Raw genomic sequence first — 22,049 nt, 5'->3', positions numbered from 1 at the left:
GTCCCATCGTTGTACAGCACATACGCGACGCTTTGCCGCGTAATGGCTCGGAGCCTTATACTCCGTCGTTTATGCCCGCCAAGCGAGGCCGCAGTGGACAAGATCCTGATACGTGGGGCACGAACCCACAACCTGAAAAATATTGACCTGACACTTCCCCGCGACAAACTGATCGTTATTACCGGGCTCTCCGGCTCAGGCAAGTCTTCACTGGCTTTCGATACGCTGTACGCCGAAGGGCAACGCCGCTACGTCGAGTCGCTGTCGGCCTACGCCCGGCAGTTTCTGTCGATGATGGAAAAACCGGACGTCGATACGATCGAAGGTTTGTCGCCCGCTATTTCCATCGAGCAGAAGTCCACGTCGCACAACCCGCGCTCGACCGTGGGCACGATTACCGAGATTTACGACTACCTGCGTCTTCTGTACGCGCGGGTCGGACAGCCTCGCTGCCCGGATCACGATATTCCGCTGGAAGCCCAGACCGTCAGCCAGATGGTCGACCTGGTGCTTACCCAGCCTGAGGGCAGCAAGCTGATGCTGCTGGCCCCGGTCATTCGCGAGCGCAAAGGTGAACACCTTTCAGTCTTCGAAGAACTTCGCGCGCAAGGGTTTGTTCGCGCTCGGGTCAACGGCAAGTTGTGTGAGCTGGATGAGCTGCCCAAGCTCGACAAGCAGAAAAAGCACTCCATCGATGTGGTGGTGGACCGCTTCAAGGTCCGCGCAGATCTGCAGCAGCGTCTGGCCGAGTCTTTCGAGACGGCATTGAAGCTGGCAGACGGCATTGCGCTGGTCGCACCGATGGACGACGAGCCAGGCGAAGAAGTAATTTTCTCCGCGCGCTTCGCCTGCCCGATCTGTGGCCACGCGATCAGCGAGCTCGAACCCAAACTGTTCTCCTTCAACAACCCGGCTGGCGCATGCCCGACCTGTGATGGTCTTGGCGTGAAGCAGTTCTTCGACATCAAGCGACTGGTCAACGCCGAACTGACGCTGGCCGAGGGCGCAATACGTGGTTGGGACAGGCGTAATGTCTATTACTTCCAGATGCTCGGCTCGTTGTCCAAGCACTATGGCTTCAGCCTGGAAGTGCCGTTCAAAGAAATCCCGGCCGACATGCAGAAGGTTCTGCTTAACGGCAGCGGCTCGCAGAGTGTCGACTTCCGCTATCTGAATGATCGCGGCGATATTGTCAAACGTGCGCACCCGTTCGAAGGCATCGTGCCGAATCTGGAACGTCGTTACCGGGAAACCGAATCTGCCACCGTGCGCGAAGAGCTGGCCAAGTTTCTCGGTACTCAGCCATGCCCTGATTGCCGCGGCACTCGTCTGCGTCGCGAGGCGCGTCATGTGTGGGTAGGTGAAAAGACGTTGCCCGCAGTCACCAGTCTGCCGATTGGCGATGCCACGCATTATTTCGACACTTTGAAACTGACCGGACGACGCGGCGAAATTGCCGACAAGATCCTCAAGGAAATTCGCGAGCGCCTGCAGTTTCTAGTCAACGTCGGGCTGGACTATCTGACCCTGGATCGCAGCGCAGACACGCTGTCTGGCGGCGAAGCCCAGCGTATCCGTCTGGCCAGCCAGATCGGTGCGGGCCTGGTCGGGGTGATGTACATCCTCGATGAGCCTTCTATTGGCCTGCATCAGCGCGACAATGACCGACTGCTCGGTACGCTCAAGCACCTGCGTGATATCGGTAATACGGTGATTGTGGTCGAGCATGACGAAGATGCGATTCGTCTGGCCGACTACGTGGTCGATATCGGCCCTGGCGCCGGCGTGCATGGCGGCCATATCGTTGCACAAGGTACGCCGGACGAAGTGATGGCTCACCCGGATTCTCTGACAGGCAAATACCTGTCAGGCCGCGTGAAAATTGCAGTGCCAGCCAAACGCACGCCGCGCAACAAGAAGCTCTCGTTGACCCTCAAGGGCGCGCGCGGCAATAACCTGCAGAACGTCAATCTGGAAATCCCAATTGGCTTGCTGACCTGCGTGACGGGCGTTTCCGGTTCGGGCAAATCGACGCTGATCAACAACACGCTGTTCCCGCTCAGCGCGACAGCCCTTAACGGGGCAACAACGCTTGAAGCGGCTACTCACGACAGCATTAATGGCCTGCAGCATCTGGACAAGGTCGTGGACATCGACCAAAGCCCGATCGGTCGTACGCCGCGCTCTAACCCGGCGACCTATACCGGGTTGTTCACGCCTATTCGTGAGCTGTTCGCCGGCGTGCCGGAATCTCGCTCGCGAGGCTATGGTCCGGGTCGCTTCTCGTTCAACGTCAAGGGCGGGCGTTGCGAAGCGTGCCAGGGCGACGGCCTGATCAAGGTCGAGATGCACTTTTTGCCGGACATTTATGTGCCGTGTGACGTGTGCAAGAGCAAGCGATACAACCGCGAAACGCTTGAGGTCAAATACAAGGGCAAGAACATCCACGAAGTGCTGGAAATGACCATCGAAGAAGCGCGTGAATTCTTCGATGCGGTCCCTGCGCTGGCTCGCAAACTGCAAACCTTGATGGATGTAGGGCTTTCCTACATCAAGCTGGGGCAGTCGGCGACGACGCTGTCGGGTGGCGAGGCGCAGCGCGTCAAGCTGTCACGCGAGCTTTCCAAGCGTGACACGGGCAAGACGCTGTACATCCTCGACGAGCCGACGACAGGGCTACACTTTGCCGATATTCAGCAGTTGCTGGATGTGCTGCATCGTCTGCGCGACCACGGCAACACGGTGGTGGTGATCGAACACAACCTGGATGTCATCAAAACGGCAGACTGGCTGGTGGACCTCGGTCCGGAAGGTGGCTCGAGAGGTGGCCAGATCATCGCAACCGGCACGCCTGAACAGGTCGCCGAGATGAAGCAGTCATACACAGGGCACTACCTCAAGCCTCTGTTGACCCGAGACAAAGCGTAGCGAATACGCTAATGAAGGACCTGGGTTCATTCAGGTCCGGAAACAAAAAAGCTCCTGTCACGTGCGTGCAGGAGCTTTTTTATGGGGCGTTGAATCAGAACTGGGATTGCAGGTAATTCTGCAGACCTATGGACTTGATCAGACCCATTTGCTGTTCGAGCCAGTAGGTATGGTCTTCTTCGGTGTCCGCCAACTGCACGCGCAGAATTTCACGGGTGACATAGTCGCCGTGAAGCTCACAGAGCTCGATACCCTTGCACAGGGCGGCACGTACCTTGTATTCCAGACGAAGGTCGCTGGCGAGCATCTCAGGGACCGTCGTGCCCACATCCAGATCATCCGGACGCATGCGCGGCGTACCTTCCAGCATCAGGATACGACGCATCAACGCATCAGCGTGTTGTGCCTCTTCTTCCATCTCGTGGTCGATGCGCTCGTAGAGCTTGGAAAAGCCCCAGTCTTCGTACATGCGCGAGTGAACGAAATATTGGTCACGAGCCGCCAATTCGCCCGTGAGCAACGTGTTGAGATAATCGATTACTTCCGGGTGGCCTAACATCGCAACGAACTCCTGCTTCAAAGCCGATAGTTTGAACCAAGCGCCGCACGAGGTCATCCGAAAAAACGCAATAAACCGACAAAAAGCGGGGAAACTACGCCGTTCAGAAGCGAAAAACCGCCTAAATGAGGGCGGTTCTGTTTCTCACTTCGACTCAATCCGAGAATGGCAATACGGATGATTGGCACTGACATTTGGCTTTACTGAAATGCAGATAACAAAAAACCGGGCACTGGGCCCGGTCTTCTGTTCAAACTGGTGTCTTATTCAGCGGCTTCTACAGAGCCACCGACAGGACGATCAACCAACTCGACGTACGCCATAGGCGCGTTGTCGCCAGCGCGGAAACCGCACTTGAGGATACGCAGGTAGCCGCCCTGACGGGTTGCATAGCGTTTGCCCAGATCGTTGAACAGCTTGCCGACGATTTCTTTCGAACGAGTACGGTCGAAAGCCAGACGGCGGTTGGCAACGCTGTCTTCCTTGGCCAGGGTGATCAGCGGCTCGGCAACGCGGCGCAGTTCCTTGGCTTTCGGCAGGGTAGTTTTGATCAACTCGTGCTGGAACAGCGACACCGCCATGTTTTGAAACATGGCTTTGCGGTGAGAGCTGGTACGGCTCAGGTGACGTCCACTTTTACGATGACGCATGGTTCATTCCTTACCAAACTCGCGTTCGGTGATTACGACGATCAGGCCGTAGCCTTGTCGTCCTTCTTAAGACTTGCCGGCGGCCAGTTGTCGAGGCGCATGCCGAGGGAGAGACCACGAGAAGCCAGAACGTCCTTGATCTCGGTCAAGGATTTCTTGCCCAGGTTCGGAGTCTTCAACAACTCTACTTCGGTGCGCTGAATCAGGTCGCCGATGTAGTAGATGTTCTCCGCCTTAAGGCAGTTGGCCGAACGCACGGTCAGTTCCAAATCGTCAACCGGACGAAGCAGGATCGGATCGATCTCGTCTTCCTGTTCGATAACCACTGGTTCGCTGTCGCCTTTGAGGTCGACGAACGCAGCCAACTGCTGTTGCAGAATGGTTGCAGCGCGACGGATTGCCTCTTCAGGGTCCAGAGTACCGTTGGTTTCCAGATCAATAACCAGCTTGTCCAGGTTAGTGCGCTGCTCGACACGGGCGTTTTCCACCACGTATGCGATACGGCGAACCGGGCTGAACGAGGAATCGAGCTGCAAGCGACCAATGCTGCGGCTTTCATCTTCATCGCTTTGACGCGAGTCTGCCGGTTCATAACCACGACCACGAGCTACGGTGAGCTTCATGTTCAAGACGCCGTTAGACGCCAGGTTAGCGATTACGTGATCGGGGTTAACGATCTCGACATCATGATCCAGCTGAATATCGGCAGCGGTAACCACCCCCGAACCCTTCTTCGACAAGGTCAGCGTAACTTCGTCTCGACCGTGCAGCTTGATAGCCAGACCTTTAAGGTTCAACAGGATTTCAATGACGTCTTCCTGTACACCTTCGATGGCGCTGTACTCATGGAGCACACCGTCAATCTCGGCCTCGACTACTGCACAGCCGGGCATGGAGGACAACAAAATGCGGCGAAGCGCGTTGCCCAGGGTATGGCCGAAACCACGCTCGAGAGGCTCGAGAGTGATTTTGGCGCGGGTTGGACTGACAACCTGCACATCAATATGGCGGGGTGTCAGGAACTCATTTACCGAAATCTGCATGGATGCACCTATTTTCTAGCCCTTACTTGGAGTAGAGCTCGACAATCAGGCTTTCGTTGATGTCGGCGGACAGATCACTGCGAGCTGGTACGTTCTTGAAAACGCCCGATTTCTTCTCAGTGTCTACTTCTACCCATTCTACGCGGCCACGTTGGGCACACAGATCGAGAGCCTGGACAATACGCAGCTGATTCTTAGCTTTTTCGCGGATAGCAACAACGTCGCCAGCACGAACCTGATAAGAAGGAACGTTAACGGTTTTGCCGTTTACGCTGACCGACTTGTGCGAAACCAATTGACGGGATTCGGCACGCGTCGAGCCGAAGCCCATGCGGTATACAACGTTGTCCAGACGGCATTCGAGCAGTTGCAGCAGGTTCTCGCCTGTTGCACCTTTCTTGCCGGCGGCTTCTTTGTAGTAGCCGCTGAACTGACGCTCGAGAACGCCGTAGATACGACGGACTTTTTGCTTTTCACGCAGCTGAGTACCGTAATCGGACTGGCGACCGCGGCGTTGGCCGTGGATACCTGGAGCTGCTTCGATGTTGCACTTGGATTCGATAGCGCGAACGCCGCTCTTCAAAAAGAGATCGGTGCCTTCACGACGAGCAAGTTTGCATTTTGGACCAATGTAACGAGCCATTTCTTACAGTCTCCTGGATTACACGCGGCGCTTCTTCGGCGGACGGCACCCGTTGTGCGGGATTGGCGTCACGTCGGTGATGCTGGCGATCTTATAGCCACAGCCGTTCAATGCACGGACAGCGGATTCACGACCTGGGCCTGGACCCTTGACATTGACGTCGAGGTTCTTCAGACCGTACTCCAGCGCAGCTTGACCAGCACGTTCAGCAGCTACTTGAGCAGCGAACGGGGTGGACTTGCGCGAACCACGGAAACCCGAACCGCCGGAGGTAGCCCACGAAAGAGCGTTACCTTGACGATCGGTAATGGTGACGATTGTGTTGTTAAACGACGCGTGGATGTGGGCGATGCCATCAACCACTGTCTTTTTAACTTTTTTACGAGGACGAGCAGCAGGTTTTGCCATGACTAAATTCCTGTCGTTGCGCTGGTGCGATTACTTGCGGATCGGCTTACGCGGACCTTTGCGAGTACGCGCGTTGGTCTTGGTACGCTGACCGCGTACTGGAAGACCCCGACGATGACGCAGACCGCGGTAGCAGCCCAGGTCCATCAAGCGCTTGATTTTCATGTTGATTTCGCGACGCAGGTCACCTTCAGTGGTGAACTTCGCCACTTCGCCACGCAGCTGTTCAATCTGCTCGTCGCTCAGATCTTTGATTTTCACCGCCGGGTTAACCCCGGTGGTTGCACAAATTTTCTGTGCAGTGGTGCGACCAACACCATAGATGTAGGTCAGCGAGATAACAGTATGCTTGTTATCTGGAATGTTAACGCCTGCAATACGGGCCATTCAGTGGGACTCCAATTGACAGCTACCTACGCCCCGGAAGCCAAGAAATAGGGCGCGAGATAATATCGCTGTAGTAACAAATAATCAACCCAGCAGCGCACTAGCTGCTGGGCTTAAGCACAAATCACAATCAGCCTTGGCGCTGCTTATGACGTGGTTCCGCGCTGCAAATTACTCGAACAACACCTTCGCGGCGAATAATCTTGCAGTTACGGCACAGCTTTTTCACCGATGCACGAACTTTCATCACCAACTCCTCGAACCTTAGGGGTGCTTCAGCGCAGCATACCGCCGCTGCCACCGTAGCCCTTCAGGTTGGCTTTCTTCATCAGGGATTCATACTGGTGCGAAACGAGGTGAGATTGCACTTGCGACATAAAGTCCATCACAACCACGACCACGATCAGCAACGAGGTCCCGCCAAGGTAGAACGGTACGTTTGCCGCGACCACCAGAAACTGGGGAAGCAGACACACGGCCGTCATATAGAGAGCACCGAACATGGTCAAGCGAGTCAAAACGCCATCAATATAGCGCGCTGACTGCTCGCCTGGACGAATACCCGGAATAAAGGCACCGGACTTCTTCAGGTTTTCCGCTACGTCTTTCGGATTGAACATCAACGCCGTATAGAAGAAGCAGAAGAAAATAATCCCTGCACTAAACAGCAGAATATTCAACGGCTGACCAGGAGCAATCGACTGCGAGATGTCCTGCAACCAGCCCAAACCTTCAGACTGACCAAACCAGGACCCCAACGAAGCCGGGAACAGCAAAATGCTGCTTGCGAAAATGGCTGGGATTACACCAGCCATGTTCACTTTCAGCGGCAAGTGGCTTGTCTGTGCAGCAAAGACCTTGCGGCCCTGCTGACGCTTGGCGTAGTGAACAGCAATACGACGCTGACCACGCTCAATGAACACCACAAAACCGATGATCGCTACTGCCAGCAAACCGATAGCAACCAGAGCGAAGATATTGATATCACCCTGACGTGCAGACTCGAAAGACTGCCCTATTGCTCTCGGAAGACCGGCGACGATACCTGCGAAGATCAACATCGAGATACCGTTGCCGACACCGCGCTCGGTAATCTGCTCGCCCAGCCACATCATGAACATCGCACCTGCCACGAAGGTGGTTACGGCGACAAAATGGAAACCCAGGTCCCCAGAAAACGCGACGCCCTGACTCGCCAGACCAACGGACATGCCGATAGCTTGGACCAGAGCCAGAACAACGGTGCCATAGCGGGTGTACTGGCTTATCTTGCGACGGCCAGCTTCACCTTCCTTCTTCAACTGCTCCAGTTGCGGGCTTACGGCTGTCATCAGCTGCATGATGATCGATGCCGAAATGTACGGCATGATCCCCAGTGCAAAGATGCTCATCCGCTCCAGCGCGCCACCGGAAAACATGTTGAACAAGCTAAGAATGGTCCCCTCATTCTGTCGAAACAGTTCTGCGAGTCGATCAGGGTTGATACCTGGAACCGGGATGTGTGCGCCTATTCGGTAGACGATAATCGCCAGGAACAGAAAACGCAGACGAGCCCAGAGTTCAGACATACCGCCCTTGCCGAGCGCAGAGAGAGCACCTTGCTTAGCCATTTATTCCTCGAACTTGCCGCCAGCTGCTTCGATAGCCGCACGCGCACCTTTGGTGGCAGCGATACCTTTGATAGTGACAGCGCGAGTAACTTCGCCCGACAGCATGATTTTCACACGCTGAACGTTCTGGTTAATCACGTTGGCATCTTTCAGGGACTGCACAGTTACGACGTCGCCTTCCACTTTGGCCAGCTCGGACAAACGCACTTCTGCGCGATCCATGGCTTTCAGGGAAACGAAACCGAATTTTGGCAGGCGACGATGCAGCGGCTGTTGGCCGCCCTCAAAGCCCGGAGCAATTGTGCCACCGGAGCGGGAGCTTTGACCTTTGTGGCCACGGCCACCGGTCTTGCCCAAACCACTACCGATACCACGGCCCGGACGATGCTTTTCGCGACGGGAACCCGGCGCTGGACTCAGATCATTGAGTTTCATCGATTAACCCTCGACTCGCAGCATGTAGTAAGCCTTGTTGATCATCCCGCGATTTTCGGGAGTATCCAGGACTTCTACAGTGTGACCGATGCGACGCAGACCCAAACCCTTAATGCACAATCTGTGATTAGGGATGCGGCCGGTCATGCTTTTGATCAGCGTTACTTTAACGGTAGCCATGATCAGATGATCTCCTCAACACGCTTGCCACGTTTGGCAGCGATAGACTCAGGAGACTGCATGCCTTTCAAACCCTTGAATGTGGCGTGAACCACGTTTACAGGGTTAGTCGAGCCATAGCACTTGGCCAATACGTTCTGGACACCAGCAACTTCCAGCACTGCGCGCATTGCGCCGCCAGCGATGATACCGGTACCTTCGGAAGCAGGCTGCATGTACACCTTGGAGGCGCCATGAGCAGACTTCATTGCGTACTGCAGGGTAGTGCCGTTCAGATCAACCTGAATCATGTTGCGGCGAGCAGCTTCCATCGCTTTCTGGATCGCAGCAGGCACTTCACGTGACTTGCCACGGCCGAAGCCAACGCGCCCTTTACCATCACCCACTACGGTCAACGCAGTGAAAGTGAAGATACGGCCGCCTTTTACGGTTTTGGCCACGCGGTTAACTTGAACCAGTTTCTCGATGTAGCCTTCGTCGCGTTTTTGGTCGTGATTTGACATAACTTAGAACTCCAGCCCGCCTTCACGAGCAGCATCAGCCAGCGCTTTGACACGGCCGTGGTACTTGAAGCCAGAACGGTCGAAAGCGACTTGCGATACGCCCGCGGCTTTCGCGCGCTCGGCGACCAGCTTGCCAACCTTAGTGGCCGCGTCGATGTTGCCAGTGGCGCCATCACGCAGTTCTTTGTCCAAAGTCGAGGCGCTTGCCAAAACTTTGCTGCCGTCGGCCGAGATGACCTGGGCATAAATGTGCTGCGAAGAGCGGTGCACGCAGAGACGCACGACTTCTAGCTCGTGCATTTTCAGGCGTGCTTTGCGAGCGCGACGCAGTCGGGTAACTTTTTTGACGGTCATTTGCTATGCCCTACTTCTTCTTGGCTTCTTTACGGCGGACGACTTCGTCCGCGTAACGCACACCTTTGCCTTTGTAAGGCTCAGGACGGCGGAAGTCGCGGATCTCAGCGGCCACTTGACCAACCAACTGCTTATCGATACCGCGAATCAGGATATCGGTCTGGCTGGGGGTCTCAGCGGTGATGCCATTCGGCAATTCATAGTCCACCGGGTGCGAGAAGCCAAGTGCAAGGTTCAGGACCGTGCCTTTTGCTTGCGCCTTGTAACCAACACCGACCAGCTGGAGCTTACGCTCGAAGCCTTGGCTTACGCCCTGGACCATGTTGTTAACCAGTGCACGAGTGGTGCCTGCCATTGCGCGGGTTTGTTGATCACCATTGCGAGCAGCGAAACGCAGCTCACCAGCTTCTTCAACAATCTCAACGGACGAATGGATGTTCAGTTCTAGAGTGCCCTTGGCACCCTTCACCGAAAGCTGCTGGCCGACGAGTTTGACTTCGACGCCGGATGGCAACTTAACGGGGTTCTTAGCTACGCGTGACATGCTTATCCCCCCTTAGAACACAGTGCAAAGCACTTCGCCACCGACACCGGCAGCGCGCGCAGCACGATCCGTCATCACACCTTTACTGGTGGAGACGATAGACACACCAAGACCGCCACGAACTTTCGGCAGATCATCGGAGGACTTGTACTGACGCAAGCCTGGGCGGCTGACGCGCTTAACCTCTTCAATGACCGGACGGCCTTCGAAGTACTTAAGCTCGATGGACAGCGAGGATTTAACTTCGCTGCTGATCTGATAACCCGCAATGTAGCCTTCGTCCTTCAGGACTTTTGCTACAGCAACCTTCAACGTGGAAGATGGCATGCTTACGACGGGCTTTTCAGCCATCTGGGCATTACGGATACGAGTTAGCATGTCCGCTAACGGGTCCTGCATACTCATGGGCTAGACGCTCCTAAAACAAAATAATTAGCCTTGCGGCTACAGCTTGATCGCCGAGAACTTCCGGGCAAGTAAAAACACGGGCTCAGGCGAGCCGGCAATTCTAGTCCTACCCCGGAAATGAATCAAGCCCCAAAAGGGGCTTGATTCAAATTCAGGCTCCGTCCCGACCGGTGACTTTCGTAACCAGCCGGGCCGAAACGAGAGGTGCGCCTTACCAGCTGGCTTTGACCAGACCTGGAACGTCGCCACGCATTGCTGCTTCACGCAGCTTGTTACGGCCGAGGCCGAACTTGCGATAGACGCCGTGTGGACGACCAGTGATGCGGCAACGGTTACGCATGCGCGCAGCGCTTGCGTCACGTGGTTGCTTCTGCAGGGCTACGGTAGCTTCCCAACGCGCTTCTGGACTTGCGTTCAGATCAACGATGATAGCTTTCAGCTCTGCACGCTTCTTGGCGTACTTGGCAACGGTGAGCTGACGCTTCAGCTCACGGTTTTTCATGCTCTTCTTGGCCATAGTCCTACTCCAATCAGTTGCGGAACGGGAATTTGAAAGCACGCAGCAATGCGCGGCCTTCGTCATCGTTCTTGGCAGTGGTGGTCAGGGTAATGTCCAGACCGCGGAGAGCATCGATCTTGTCGTAATCGATTTCCGGGAAAATGATCTGCTCTTTTACGCCCATGCTGTAGTTACCACGACCATCGAAGGACTTGGCATTCAGGCCGCGGAAGTCGCGAACCCGAGGCAGGGAGATCGACAGCAGACGATCCAGGAATTCATACATACGATCGCGGCGCAGAGTCACTTTAACGCCGATCGGCCAGCCTTCGCGGACTTTAAAACCAGCGATGGATTTCCGAGCGTAAGTCACAACGACTTTCTGACCGGTGATCTTTTCCAGGTCAGCAACAGCGTGCTCGATGATTTTCTTATCACCGATCGCTTCGCCCAGACCCATGTTCAGGGTGATTTTGGTAACGCGCGGAACTTCCATCACGTTCGAAAGCTTAAGTTCTTCCTTAAGTTTCGGAGCGATTTCCTTCCGGTAAATCTCTTTTAGTCGTGCCATGGTCTTCTACCTAGCAGTGTTCAAGCATCAACCGCTTTTTGGGTCGACTTGAAGACACGAATTTTCTTGCCGTCTTCAACTTTGAAACCAACGCGGTCAGCCTTGTTGGTTGCGCCGTTGAAAATGGCGACGTTGGAAGCGTGCAGTGGCGCTTCTTTCTCGACGATACCGCCCTGTACGCCCGACATCGGGTTTGGCTTGGTATGACGCTTCACAAGGTTGACCCCACCAACGACCAAACGGTCGTCAGCGAGAACCTTGAGCACCTTACCGCGCTTACCTTTGTCTTTGCCGGCGATCACGATGATCTCGTCGTCACGACGAATCTTTTGCATGTCGGATCTCCTTAAAGCACTTCAGGGGCGAGCGAGACGATCTTCATGAACTTCTCAGTACGAAGTTCACGGGTCACTGGCCCAAAGATACGGGTACCGATCGGCTCTTGCTTGTTGTTCAACAGAACAGCAGCGTTGCCATCGAAGCGGATGATGGAGCCGTCTGCACGACGAACACCATGGCGAGTGCGGACTACGACAGCAGTCATCACTTGGCCTTTTTTCACCTTGCCGCGCGGAATTGCTTCCTTGACGGTCACTTTGATGATGTCACCGATACCAGCGTAACGACGATGGGAGCCACCCAGCACCTTGATGCACATAACACGGCGAGCGCCGCTGTTATCGGCCACATCGAGCATGGATTGAGTCTGAATCATATAATTTCTCCGACCCCTAGCCCTTAGACTTCCACAGCGCGTTCGAGGATATCAACCAATGCCCAAGACTTGGTCTTGGCTACGGGACGGGTTTCACGAATAGTGACCTTGTCGCCGATATGGCATTGATTGGTTTCGTCGTGTGCGTGCAGCTTAGTCGAACGCTTAACGTATTTACCGTAGATCGGGTGCTTAACGCGACGCTCGATCAGAACGGTGATGGTCTTGTCCATCTTGTCGCTGACAACACGGCCAGTCAGCGTACGGACAGTTTTTTCGGCTTCAGCCATGATTACTTACCTGCCTGCTGGTTGAGCACAGTTTTCACGCGAGCGATGTCACGCTTAACTTGCGAGAGCAGATGAGACTGCCCCAACTGGCCAGTTGCTTTCTGCATACGCAGATTGAACTGGTCGCGCAGCAGGCCGAGCAGTTGCTCGTTCAGCTGCTGTGCTGATTTTTCACGAAGTTCATTCGCTTTCATCACATCACCGTCCGCTTAACAAAGGAGGTGGCGAGCGGCAGCTTTGCAGCAGCCAGGGCGAAAGCCTCACGCGCCAGCTCTTCAGTAACACCCTCGATTTCATACAGGACTTTGCCTGGCTGAATCTGGGCAACCCAGTACTCCACGTTACCCTTACCTTTACCCATCCGAACTTCGAGTGGCTTCTTGGTGACAGGCTTGTCCGGGAATACACGGATCCAGATCTTGCCGCCACGTTTAACGTGACGGGTCAGCGCACGACGCGCTGACTCGATCTGACGAGCGGTGAGACGACCACGAGCTACAGACTTCAGCGCGAACTCGCCGAAGCTGACTTTGCTACCGCGCAGCGCCAGACCACGGTTGTGGCCGGTCATCTGCTTGCGGAACTTCGTACGCTTTGGTTGCAACATTTGGCGTACCCCTTACTTAGCAGCTTTTTTACGAGGCGCTGGTGCTTGTGGTTTCAGTTCTTCTTGGCGACCACCAATTACTTCGCCTTTAAAGATCCAAACCTTTACACCGATCACACCGTAAGTGGTGTGAGCTTCGTAGTTGGCATAGTCGATGTCGGCACGCAGGGTGTGCAGTGGCACACGACCTTCGCGATACCATTCAGTACGTGCGATTTCAGCACCGCCGAGACGACCGCTCACTTGGATTTTGATGCCTTTGGCACCAATGCGCATGGCGTTCTGAACAGCGCGCTTCATCGCGCGACGGAACATTACACGACGCTCCAGCTGCTGAGCTACGCTCTGCGCAACCAGCATACCGTCAAGCTCCGGCTTGCGGATCTCTTCGATATTGATGTGCACAGGCACACCCATTTGCTTGGTCAGGTCCTGACGCAGTTTCTCAACATCTTCACCTTTCTTCCCGATAACAATGCCGGGACGAGCGGTGTGGATGGTGATACGTGCTGTCTGAGCCGGACGATGGATATCGATACGGCTGACGGACGCGCTTTTTAATTTGTCTTGGAGGTACTCACGCACTTTCAGATCAGCGAACAAATAGTCCGCATAAGTCCGACCGTCTGCGTACCAGACGGAGGTGTGCTCCTTGACGATTCCCAGGCGAATGCCAATGGGATGTACTTTCTGACCCATCTCTTCGACTCCGTTACTTGTCAGCAACCTTGACAGTTATATGGCAAGACCGCTTGACGATGCGATCAGCACGGCCTTTAGCACGTGGCATGATGCGCTTCAGCGAACGCCCTTCGTTGACGAAAACGGTGGAGACCTTAAGGTCATCAACGTCTGCGCCTTCGTTATGCTCGGCGTTGGCTACAGCCGACTCCAGCACTTTCTTCAGGATCTCGGCGGCTTTCTTACTGCTGAAAGCCAACAGGTTGAGCGCTTCGCCCACCTTCTTCCCGCGGATCTGGTCGGCGACCAAGCGGGCTTTCTGGGCGGAGATTCGAGCGCCCGACAACTTAGCGGCTACTTCCATCGTTCCTTACCCCTTAACGCTTGGCTTTCTTGTCTGCCACGTGCCCACGATATGTGCGGGTACCGGCAAACTCGCCTAGTTTATGGCCGACCATGTCTTCGTTCACGAGAACTGGAACATGTTGACGACCGTTATGCACTGCAATGGTCAAACCGACCATTTGTGGCAGGATCATCGAACGACGCGACCAGGTTTTAACTGGTTTGCGATCGTTCTTTTCCGCCGCCACTTCGATCTTCTTCAGTAGGTGAAGATCAATAAAAGGACCTTTTTTCAGAGAACGTGGCACTGTCGTATCCCTCTATTTACTTGCGACGACGGACGATCATTTTGTCGGTACGCTTATTACCACGAGTCTTCGCGCCCTTAGTCGGGAAGCCCCACGGCGATACCGGATGACGACCACCAGAGGTACGACCTTCACCACCACCATGTGGGTGGTCAACCGGGTTCATGGCAACACCACGAACGGTTGGGCGAACGCCACGCCAGCGTTTGGCACCAGCTTTACCCAGCGAACGAAGGCTGTGCTCGGAGTTCGAGACTTCGCCCAGCGTCGCACGGCACTCAGCCAATACTTTACGCATCTCACCGGAGCGAAGACGCAGGGTAACGTACACACCTTCACGAGCGATCAACTGTGCCGAAGCACCAGCGGAACGAGCGATCTGTGCGCCTTTACCTGGCTTCAATTCGATGCCGTGTACGGTGCTACCAACTGGAATGTTGCGCAGTTGAAGAGCGTTGCCTGGCTTGATTGGTGCCAAAGCACCTGCAACCAGCTGGTCGCCAGCACTCACGCCTTTAGGGGCGATGATGTAGCGGCGCTCGCCGTCTGCATAAAGCAGCAGGGCAATGTGTGCAGTACGGTTTGGATCGTATTCGATACGCTCGACGGTGGCAGCGATGCCATCCTTGTCGTTGCGACGGAAGTCGACCAGACGATAATGCTGTTTAGCGCCACCACCGATATGACGGGTAGTAATGCGACCATTGTTGTTACGACCACCAGACTTCGATTTTTTCTCGAGCAGCGGTGCGTGAGGAGCGCCTTTATGGAGCTCCTTGTTGACCACCTTGACCACAAAACGGCGGCCAGGGGAAGTCGGTTTGCATTTAACGATTGCCATGATGCACCCCTTCCTTACTCAGCACTGCTGCTGAAATCGAGATCTTGGCCTGGCTGAAGGGAGATAACTGCCTTCTTCCAGTCATTACGCTTGCCCAGACCGCGAGCAGTGCGCTTGCTCTTACCCAGAACATTCAGGGTAGTAACACGCTCTACTTTCACGCTGAACAGGCTTTCGACGGCCTTCTTGATTTCCAGCTTGGTTGCGTCAGTAGCAACCTTGAAAACGAACTGACCTTTCTTGTCTGCCAGAACCGTAGCCTTCTCGGAAACGTGCGGGCCAAGCAGAACTTTAAATACGCGTTCCTGGTTCATCCCAGCAGCTCCTCGAATTTCTTCACGGCCGACACAGTGATCAACACTTTGTCGTATGCGATCAGACTAACTGGATCGGAACCTTGAACATCACGCACATCGACGTGAGGCAGGTTACGAGCAGCCAGGTACAGATTTTGGTCAACAGCGTCAGACACGATCAGGACGTCAGTCAGGCCCATGCCAGTCAGCTTGTTCAGCAAATCTTTGGTTTTCGGTGCTTCAACAGCGAAGTCCTGAACCACGACCAGACGATCAGTACGGACCAGTTCAGCAAGAATGGAGCGCAGAGCTGCGCGGTACATCTTCTTGTTGAGCTTCTGAGTGTGATCCTGAGGACGAGCTGCGAAAGTGGTACCGCCGCCACGCCAGATTGGGCTACGGATAGTACCGGCACGAGCACGGCCAGTACCTTTCTGACGCCAAGGGCGCTTACCGCCACCACGAACGTCGGAACGGGTCTTTTGCTGCTTGCTACCCTGACGACCGCCAGCCATGTAGGCCACGACTGCCTGGTGAACCAGCGTCTCGTTGAATTCGCCGCCAAATGTCAGTTCGGAAACTTCGATTGCCTGAGCGTCATTTACATTTAATTGCATGTCAGCTTCCCCTTAACCGCGAGCCTTGGCTGCCGGACGTACAACCAGGTTGCCGCCAGTAGCGCCAGGAACAGCACCCTTGACCAACAACAGATTGCGTTCAGCGTCCACGCGCACTACTTCGAGGGACTGCACGGTCACGCGCTCAGCGCCCATATGACCGGACATTTTTTTGCCCTTGAATACACGACCAGGAGTCTGGCACTGGCCGATAGAGCCCGGGACGCGGTGGGAGACGGAGTTACCGTGGGTATTGTCCTGACCACGGAAATTCCAACGCTTGATCGTACCCTGGAAGCCCTTACCTTTGGACTGACCGGTCACATCGACCAGTTGACCAGCGGCGAAGATTTCAGCGTTGATCTGATCGCCAGTCTGGTAGTCGCCTTCTTCAAGACGGAACTCCATGACGGTACGACCGGCGGCTACGTTCGCTTTAGCGAAGTGACCAGCCTGAGCGGCTGTAACACGCGAAGCACGACGCTCGCCGACAGTGACTTGCACTGCACGATAGCCATCGGTTTCTTCGGTTTTGAACTGAGTGACGCGATTCGGCTCGATCTCAATGACCGTGACCGGAATGGAGACACCTTCTTCGGTGAAAATACGGGTCATACCGCATTTACGACCGACTACACCAATAGTCATGTTGTAAACCTCATGAGTGTACGGGGCTTTCACCCGCTATGGCCGCCCATTTCAGAGCGTTACACGACTAAGACCCAAGTCTTAGCCGAGGCTGATCTGAACTTCCACACCGGCCGCAAGATCAAGCTTCATAAGCGCATCAACGGTTTTTTCCGTTGGCTGAACAATGTCCAGAACGCGTTTATGAGTACGGATCTCATACTGGTCGCGCGCGTCTTTGTTGACGTGCGGAGAAACCAGAACGGTGAACCGCTCTTTACGAGTCGGCAGTGGAATCGGACCACGCACCTGTGCACCAGTACGTTTCGCGGTTTCCACGATTTCCTGGGTTGATTGGTCGATCAGGCGATGGTCAAAAGCCTTCAACCTGATACGGATTTGCTGGTTTTGCATTGGATTCAGACTCCAGATTGCTGTTCCCACCGAGCGCAATACGCCCGTTAAAAGGAGGCGCAATTCTATAGACGACCTAACAGGGTGTCAACCCAATAAAAAAGGCCCCCGCTAAGCGGGGGCCCCTTCAAAACACTAAAGGTCACTCAAAAAAGAGCTTACTCGAGGATTTTAGCTACAACGCCAGCACCAACGGTACGGCCGCCTTCACGGATTGCGAAGCGCAGACCGTCTTCCATCGCGATGGTTTTGATCAGGGTGACAACCATTTTGATGTTGTCGCCTGGCATTACCATTTCTACGCCGTCTGGCAGTTCGCAGTTACCAGTTACGTCGGTAGTACGGAAGTAGAACTGTGGACGGTAGCCTTTGAAGAACGGAGTGTGACGACCGCCTTCTTCTTTGCTCAGCACGTACACTTCAGCTTCGAACTTGGTGTGCGGCTTAACCGAACCTGGCTTAACCAGAACCTGGCCACGCTCAACGTCGTCACGCTTGGTACCACGCAGCAGAACGCCGCAGTTCTCGCCAGCACGACCTTCGTCGAGCAGCTTACGGAACATTTCAACACCGGTGCAGGTGGTGACGGTAGTGTCACGCAGACCAACGATTTCCAGTGGATCTTGAACCTTGACGATACCGCGCTCGATACGACCAGTTACAACAGTACCGCGACCGGAGATCGAGAATACGTCTTCGATTGGCATCAGGAACGGCTTGTCGATAACACGTACTGGATCTGGAATGTAGCTGTCCAGAGTCTCAACCAGTTTACGAACGGACGTGGTGCCCATTTCGTTATCGTCTTTGCCTTCCAGAGCCATACGAGCAGAACCGATGATGATCGGAGTGTCGTCACCTGGGAAGTCGTAAGTGCTCAGCAGATCGCGCACTTCCATCTCAACCAGTTCCAGCAGCTCAGCGTCGTCTACCAGGTCAGCCTTGTTCAGGTAGACAACGATGTACGGTACACCTACCTGACGGGACAGCAGGATGTGCTCACGGGTTTGCGGCATCGGACCATCAGCGGCCGAGCAAACCAGGATCGCGCCGTCCATCTGGGCAGCACCGGTGATCATGTTCTTCACATAGTCAGCGTGACCTGGGCAGTCAACGTGAGCGTAGTGACGGATCAGCGAGTTGTATTCAACGTGCGCGGTGTTGATGGTGATACCACGAGCTTTTTCTTCTGGTGCGCTGTCGATTTTATCGAAATCGACGACTGCAGAACCGAAAATTTCGGAGCAAACGCGAGTCAGAGCAGCAGTCAGTGTAGTTTTACCGTGGTCAACGTGACCGATAGTGCCAACGTTGACGTGCGGAAGGGAACGATCAAATTTTTCTTTAGCCACGACAAATAACTCCTAGCCTAAGGCGCTGAATCAGCCTTGTTTTTTGGTTACAGTTTCGACGACGTGCGACGGAGCTGCATTGTATTTTTTGAATTCCATAGAGTAGCTTGCGCGACCCTGGGACATGGAGCGAACGTCAGTCGCATAACCGAACATCTCACCCAACGGAACCTCGGCACGAATCACTTTACCGGAAACCGTATCTTCCATACCCAAGATCATGCCGCGACGACGGTTAAGGTCGCCCATCACGTCACCCATATAGTCTTCAGGCGTAACAACCTCTACCGCCATGATCGGCTCAAGCAACTCACCACCGCCCTTCTGGGCCAGTTGCTTGGTCGCCATGGAAGCAGCCACCTTAAACGCCATCTCGTTCGAGTCGACGTCATGGTAGGAACCATCAAACACGGTAGCCTTCAGGCCGATCAGCGGATAACCGGCAACAACACCGTTCTTCATCTGCTCCTCGATACCCTTCTGGATAGCCGGGATGTATTCCTTCGGAACAACACCACCTACCACTTCGTTTACGAATTGCAGACCTTCCTGACCTTCGTCAGCAGGTGCAAAACGGATCCAGCAATGACCAAACTGGCCACGACCGCCGGATTGACGAACGAACTTGCCTTCGATTTCACAATTCTTCGTGATGCGCTCACGATAGGAAACCTGAGGCTTGCCGATGTTGGCTTCGACGTTGAACTCACGGCGCATCCGGTCAACCAGGATGTCCAAGTGGAGCTCGCCCATGCCAGAGATGATCGTTTGACCAGTCTCTTCATCAGTCTTGACGCGGAAAGACGGGTCTTCCTGAGCAAGTTTGCCCAGTGCAATACCCATTTTTTCCTGGTCATCCTTGGTCTTCGGCTCAACGGCGACCGAAATAACCGGTTCCGGGAAGTCCATGCGAACCAGGATGATTGGCTTGTCAGCGTTGCACAAGGTTTCACCAGTGGTGACATCCTTCATGCCGATCAGGGCCGCGATGTCGCCAGCGCGTACTTCCTTGATCTCTTCGCGAGCGTTTGCGTGCATCTGCACCATACGACCCACACGCTCTTTTTTGCCTTTGACCGAGTTGATCACGCCGTCGCCGGATGCCAACACGCCCGAGTAAACACGGACAAAGGTCAAAGTACCCACGAATGGGTCGGTAGCGATCTTGAACGCCAAAGCCGAGAACGGCTCGCTGTCGTCCGCATGACGCTCCATCTGAATTTCTTCGTTATCAGGGTCTGTACCCTTGATAGCTGGAATGTCAATTGGAGCCGGCAGGTAGTCGATCACGGCGTCGAGAACCAGGGGGACACCCTTGTTCTTGAAGGAAGAACCGCAAACAGCAAGAACGATCTCACCAGCGATAGTACGCTGACGCAGAGCGGCCTTGATTTCCTCGTTGGTGAGCTCTTCACCTTCAAGGTACTTGTTCATCAGCTCTTCGTTGGCTTCGGCTGCAGCCTCTACCATATTGGCGCGCCATTCATCAGCCAGCTCCTGCAATTCAGCAGGGATAGGCTTGCGAACAGGAACCATGCCTTTGTCAGCGTCATTCCAGTAAACAGCTTCCATAGCCATCAGGTCGATTTGACCCTGGAAGTTGTCTTCAGCACCGATGGCCAACTGAATAGGCACCGGAGTGTGACCCAGACGCTGCTTGATCTGAGCAATTACGCGCAGAAAGTTAGCACCGGCACGGTCCATCTTGTTCACGTAGACGATACGTGGAACGCCGTATTTGTTGGCTTGACGCCATACGGTTTCGGACTGAGGCTCTACACCGGAAGTACCGCAGAACACAACGACCGCGCCGTCGAGTACACGCAGGGAACGCTCAACTTCAATGGTGAAGTCTACGTGGCCCGGGGTGTCAATAACGTTGAAACGGTATTGGTCTTTGTGTTGCTTCTCGGAACCCTGCCAGAAGGCAGTGATAGCAGCAGAAGTAATGGTAATACCACGCTCCTGCTCCTGAACCATCCAGTCCGTGGTCGCGGCGCCGTCATGCACCTCGCCCATTTTGTGGCTTTTGCCGGTGTAAAAAAGGACGCGCTCGGTGGTGGTGGTTTTACCAGCATCCACGTGAGCGACGATACCGATGTTACGGTAACGGCTAATCGGAGTAGTACGAGCCATAAAGCCCTCGCAAATATAGTGACGCTGAAATTAGAAGCGGTAGTGCGAGAAAGCCTTGTTGGCCTCGGCCATACGGTGCACGTCTTCACGCTTCTTGACCGCAGCACCTTTACCTTCGGCGGCGTCCATCAGTTCGCCAGCCAAACGCAGAGCCATAGACTTCTCACCGCGCTTGCGCGCGAAGTCTACCAGCCAACGCATTGCCAGAGCATTACGACGGGACGGACGAACTTCGACAGGAACCTGGTAAGTAGCACCGCCTACACGGCGCGACTTCACTTCGACCAGCGGAGCGATGGCGTCGAGAGCTTTCTCGAAGATTTCCAGGGGGTCGCTGTTCTTGCGTTCTTTAACCTTTTCCAGCGCGCCATAAACGATACGCTCGGCAACGGCTTTTTTGCCGCTTTCCATTACGTGGTTCATGAACTTGGCCAGGATCTGGCTGCCGTATTTTGGATCGTCAAGCACTTCGCGCTTGGCTGCTACGCGTCTTCTTGGCATGGATAAGCCCTCAAACGGTCTTCAGGTTAGCTCGGGACCACCATCCAACAAAGGATGCGCCCGACCTTACTCTTATCGACTCAGAAAAATAGAAATCTGCAATTTCAAACAGAAGCCAAATACTACTTAGGCTTCTTGGTACCGTATTTCGAGCGACCCTGGTTACGGCCTTTAACGCCGGAAGTATCCAGAGAACCACGAACGGTGTGATAACGAACACCTGGCAAGTCTTTTACACGACCGCCACGGATCAGTACCACGCTGTGTTCTTGCAGGTTGTGACCTTCACCACCGATGTACGAGGAAACCTCGAAACCGTTGGTCAGGCGAACACGGCAGACTTTACGCAATGCCGAGTTAGGTTTTTTCGGCGTGGTGGTATACACACGAGTGCAAACACCGCGACGTTGCGGGCAGTTCTGCAGCGCAGGCACGTCGGATTTCTCGACGATACGCTTACGCGGCTGACGTACCAGCTGGTTGATAGTTGCCATCTACTAGCTCCACTGTTGTCTTGCGACGCTATTGTCTTACAAGAAAAGCAATTGACGAGACAAACGCCCCGCCAAATTTAGGGGTACAAGAGTCTAAAGAGGA

General features: G+C 54.7%; 34 protein-coding genes. 1 reads left to right on the top strand and 33 read right to left on the bottom strand.

Annotated features, from left to right (window positions below; all coding sequences use genetic code 11):
- The first annotated feature begins 93 nt into the window (after window positions 1-93).
- Complete coding sequence (gene uvrA, locus I9H09_RS03415) at window positions 94-2,928, top strand: excinuclease ABC subunit UvrA (protein WP_024670796.1); 2,835 nt, start codon at window positions 94-96, stop codon at window positions 2,926-2,928.
- Window positions 2,929-3,022: 94 nt separating this feature from the next.
- Here the strand turns inward: uvrA and bfr are convergent, their stop codons facing one another.
- The 33 genes from bfr to rpsL all read right to left on the bottom strand — a co-directional run bounded on the left by bfr (window position 3,023) and on the right by rpsL (window position 21,946).
- The gene (gene bfr / locus I9H09_RS03410) at window positions 3,023-3,487 is read right to left on the bottom strand and encodes a bacterioferritin (protein WP_122347371.1); all 465 of its coding nucleotides are present in this window, start codon (window positions 3,485-3,487) and stop codon (window positions 3,023-3,025) included.
- Between the two features lie 263 nt (window positions 3,488-3,750).
- Window positions 3,751-4,137 carry a 50S ribosomal protein L17 gene (rplQ, locus tag I9H09_RS03405; RefSeq protein ID WP_005887099.1) on the bottom strand — a complete coding sequence of 129 codons (387 nt, stop codon included), beginning with the start codon at window positions 4,135-4,137 and terminating at the stop codon, window positions 3,751-3,753.
- 41 nt (window positions 4,138-4,178) lie between these two features.
- Complete coding sequence (locus I9H09_RS03400) at window positions 4,179-5,180, bottom strand: DNA-directed RNA polymerase subunit alpha (protein ID WP_002555464.1); 1,002 nt, start codon at window positions 5,178-5,180, stop codon at window positions 4,179-4,181.
- A 22-nt stretch (window positions 5,181-5,202) separates the two neighbouring features.
- Entirely contained in the window at window positions 5,203-5,823 is a 621-nt protein-coding gene (gene rpsD / locus I9H09_RS03395; RefSeq protein ID WP_002555465.1) for a 30S ribosomal protein S4, read from the bottom strand.
- A gap of 18 nt (window positions 5,824-5,841) precedes the next feature.
- The gene (rpsK, locus tag I9H09_RS03390; protein WP_002555466.1) at window positions 5,842-6,231 is read right to left on the bottom strand and encodes a 30S ribosomal protein S11; all 390 of its coding nucleotides are present in this window, start codon (window positions 6,229-6,231) and stop codon (window positions 5,842-5,844) included.
- Between the two features lie 30 nt (window positions 6,232-6,261).
- Window positions 6,262-6,618 carry a 30S ribosomal protein S13 gene (rpsM, locus tag I9H09_RS03385; protein WP_002555467.1) on the bottom strand — a complete coding sequence of 119 codons (357 nt, stop codon included), beginning with the start codon at window positions 6,616-6,618 and terminating at the stop codon, window positions 6,262-6,264.
- Between the two features lie 130 nt (window positions 6,619-6,748).
- Window positions 6,749-6,865: a 50S ribosomal protein L36 gene (gene rpmJ / locus I9H09_RS03380; RefSeq protein WP_002555468.1), complete on the bottom strand. Its 117-nt coding sequence runs from the start codon at window positions 6,863-6,865 to the stop codon at window positions 6,749-6,751.
- Between the two features lie 28 nt (window positions 6,866-6,893).
- Window positions 6,894-8,228, bottom strand: a complete 1,335-nt coding sequence (gene secY, locus I9H09_RS03375) for a preprotein translocase subunit SecY (RefSeq protein WP_002555469.1) — start codon at window positions 8,226-8,228, stop codon at window positions 6,894-6,896.
- Window positions 8,229-8,663 (bottom strand): 50S ribosomal protein L15, encoded by a 435-nt coding sequence (rplO, locus tag I9H09_RS03370; RefSeq protein ID WP_020290695.1) that lies wholly within the window; start codon window positions 8,661-8,663, stop codon window positions 8,229-8,231.
- Window positions 8,664-8,666: 3 nt separating this feature from the next.
- Window positions 8,667-8,843, bottom strand: a complete 177-nt coding sequence (gene rpmD / locus I9H09_RS03365; protein ID WP_002555471.1) for a 50S ribosomal protein L30 — start codon at window positions 8,841-8,843, stop codon at window positions 8,667-8,669.
- A gap of 2 nt (window positions 8,844-8,845) precedes the next feature.
- Entirely contained in the window at window positions 8,846-9,346 is a 501-nt protein-coding gene (gene rpsE, locus I9H09_RS03360; protein WP_003317099.1) for a 30S ribosomal protein S5, read from the bottom strand.
- Between the two features lie 3 nt (window positions 9,347-9,349).
- Complete coding sequence (gene rplR / locus I9H09_RS03355) at window positions 9,350-9,700, bottom strand: 50S ribosomal protein L18 (RefSeq protein ID WP_002555473.1); 351 nt, start codon at window positions 9,698-9,700, stop codon at window positions 9,350-9,352.
- A 10-nt stretch (window positions 9,701-9,710) separates the two neighbouring features.
- Complete coding sequence (rplF, locus tag I9H09_RS03350) at window positions 9,711-10,244, bottom strand: 50S ribosomal protein L6 (protein ID WP_003369019.1); 534 nt, start codon at window positions 10,242-10,244, stop codon at window positions 9,711-9,713.
- A gap of 12 nt (window positions 10,245-10,256) precedes the next feature.
- A complete protein-coding gene (gene rpsH / locus I9H09_RS03345; protein ID WP_002555475.1) occupies window positions 10,257-10,649 on the bottom strand; it encodes a 30S ribosomal protein S8 in 393 nt (130 codons plus the stop codon).
- Window positions 10,650-10,863: 214 nt separating this feature from the next.
- On the bottom strand, window positions 10,864-11,169 hold the full coding sequence (rpsN, locus tag I9H09_RS03340) for a 30S ribosomal protein S14 (protein ID WP_002555476.1): 306 nt from the start codon (window positions 11,167-11,169) through the stop codon (window positions 10,864-10,866).
- Window positions 11,170-11,182: 13 nt separating this feature from the next.
- Entirely contained in the window at window positions 11,183-11,722 is a 540-nt protein-coding gene (gene rplE, locus I9H09_RS03335) for a 50S ribosomal protein L5 (protein WP_005887091.1), read from the bottom strand.
- 20 nt (window positions 11,723-11,742) lie between these two features.
- On the bottom strand, window positions 11,743-12,057 hold the full coding sequence (rplX, locus tag I9H09_RS03330; RefSeq protein WP_005887089.1) for a 50S ribosomal protein L24: 315 nt from the start codon (window positions 12,055-12,057) through the stop codon (window positions 11,743-11,745).
- An 11-nt stretch (window positions 12,058-12,068) separates the two neighbouring features.
- On the bottom strand, window positions 12,069-12,437 hold the full coding sequence (rplN, locus tag I9H09_RS03325; protein WP_002555479.1) for a 50S ribosomal protein L14: 369 nt from the start codon (window positions 12,435-12,437) through the stop codon (window positions 12,069-12,071).
- 23 nt (window positions 12,438-12,460) lie between these two features.
- Window positions 12,461-12,727, bottom strand: a complete 267-nt coding sequence (gene rpsQ / locus I9H09_RS03320; protein ID WP_002555480.1) for a 30S ribosomal protein S17 — start codon at window positions 12,725-12,727, stop codon at window positions 12,461-12,463.
- A 2-nt stretch (window positions 12,728-12,729) separates the two neighbouring features.
- The gene (gene rpmC / locus I9H09_RS03315) at window positions 12,730-12,921 is read right to left on the bottom strand and encodes a 50S ribosomal protein L29 (RefSeq protein ID WP_002555481.1); all 192 of its coding nucleotides are present in this window, start codon (window positions 12,919-12,921) and stop codon (window positions 12,730-12,732) included.
- Window positions 12,921-13,334 (bottom strand): 50S ribosomal protein L16, encoded by a 414-nt coding sequence (gene rplP / locus I9H09_RS03310; protein ID WP_002555482.1) that lies wholly within the window; start codon window positions 13,332-13,334, stop codon window positions 12,921-12,923. Before rplP ends, rpmC begins: the two co-directional genes overlap by 1 nt.
- A 12-nt stretch (window positions 13,335-13,346) precedes the next feature.
- Complete coding sequence (rpsC, locus tag I9H09_RS03305) at window positions 13,347-14,033, bottom strand: 30S ribosomal protein S3 (protein WP_003176422.1); 687 nt, start codon at window positions 14,031-14,033, stop codon at window positions 13,347-13,349.
- A gap of 13 nt (window positions 14,034-14,046) precedes the next feature.
- On the bottom strand, window positions 14,047-14,379 hold the full coding sequence (gene rplV, locus I9H09_RS03300) for a 50S ribosomal protein L22 (RefSeq protein ID WP_002555485.1): 333 nt from the start codon (window positions 14,377-14,379) through the stop codon (window positions 14,047-14,049).
- A 13-nt stretch (window positions 14,380-14,392) separates the two neighbouring features.
- Window positions 14,393-14,668: a 30S ribosomal protein S19 gene (gene rpsS / locus I9H09_RS03295; RefSeq protein ID WP_002555486.1), complete on the bottom strand. Its 276-nt coding sequence runs from the start codon at window positions 14,666-14,668 to the stop codon at window positions 14,393-14,395.
- Window positions 14,669-14,684: 16 nt separating this feature from the next.
- Window positions 14,685-15,509 (bottom strand): 50S ribosomal protein L2, encoded by an 825-nt coding sequence (gene rplB / locus I9H09_RS03290; protein WP_005887086.1) that lies wholly within the window; start codon window positions 15,507-15,509, stop codon window positions 14,685-14,687.
- 14 nt (window positions 15,510-15,523) lie between these two features.
- Window positions 15,524-15,823 (bottom strand): 50S ribosomal protein L23, encoded by a 300-nt coding sequence (gene rplW / locus I9H09_RS03285; RefSeq protein WP_002555488.1) that lies wholly within the window; start codon window positions 15,821-15,823, stop codon window positions 15,524-15,526.
- Window positions 15,820-16,422 (bottom strand): 50S ribosomal protein L4, encoded by a 603-nt coding sequence (rplD, locus tag I9H09_RS03280; protein WP_002555489.1) that lies wholly within the window; start codon window positions 16,420-16,422, stop codon window positions 15,820-15,822. Before rplD ends, rplW begins: the two co-directional genes overlap by 4 nt.
- Window positions 16,423-16,434: 12 nt before the next feature.
- Window positions 16,435-17,070 (bottom strand): 50S ribosomal protein L3, encoded by a 636-nt coding sequence (rplC, locus tag I9H09_RS03275; RefSeq protein WP_005887084.1) that lies wholly within the window; start codon window positions 17,068-17,070, stop codon window positions 16,435-16,437.
- Between the two features lie 81 nt (window positions 17,071-17,151).
- On the bottom strand, window positions 17,152-17,463 hold the full coding sequence (rpsJ, locus tag I9H09_RS03270; protein WP_002555491.1) for a 30S ribosomal protein S10: 312 nt from the start codon (window positions 17,461-17,463) through the stop codon (window positions 17,152-17,154).
- Window positions 17,464-17,621: 158 nt separating this feature from the next.
- Window positions 17,622-18,815 (bottom strand): elongation factor Tu, encoded by a 1,194-nt coding sequence (gene tuf / locus I9H09_RS03265; protein WP_024670793.1) that lies wholly within the window; start codon window positions 18,813-18,815, stop codon window positions 17,622-17,624.
- Between the two features lie 30 nt (window positions 18,816-18,845).
- Window positions 18,846-20,951: an elongation factor G gene (fusA, locus tag I9H09_RS03260; protein ID WP_122312248.1), complete on the bottom strand. Its 2,106-nt coding sequence runs from the start codon at window positions 20,949-20,951 to the stop codon at window positions 18,846-18,848.
- Window positions 20,952-20,981: 30 nt separating this feature from the next.
- The gene (gene rpsG, locus I9H09_RS03255) at window positions 20,982-21,452 is read right to left on the bottom strand and encodes a 30S ribosomal protein S7 (RefSeq protein ID WP_004397077.1); all 471 of its coding nucleotides are present in this window, start codon (window positions 21,450-21,452) and stop codon (window positions 20,982-20,984) included.
- Between the two features lie 122 nt (window positions 21,453-21,574).
- Window positions 21,575-21,946 carry a 30S ribosomal protein S12 gene (gene rpsL / locus I9H09_RS03250; protein WP_002555494.1) on the bottom strand — a complete coding sequence of 124 codons (372 nt, stop codon included), beginning with the start codon at window positions 21,944-21,946 and terminating at the stop codon, window positions 21,575-21,577.
- Between the last annotated feature and the right edge of the window lie 103 nt (window positions 21,947-22,049).

It is taken from the genome of Pseudomonas tremae, assembly GCF_023278125.1.
Taxonomy (GTDB): domain Bacteria; phylum Pseudomonadota; class Gammaproteobacteria; order Pseudomonadales; family Pseudomonadaceae; genus Aquipseudomonas; species Aquipseudomonas tremae.
This window is presented reverse-complemented; position numbering and strand designations above follow the sequence as displayed.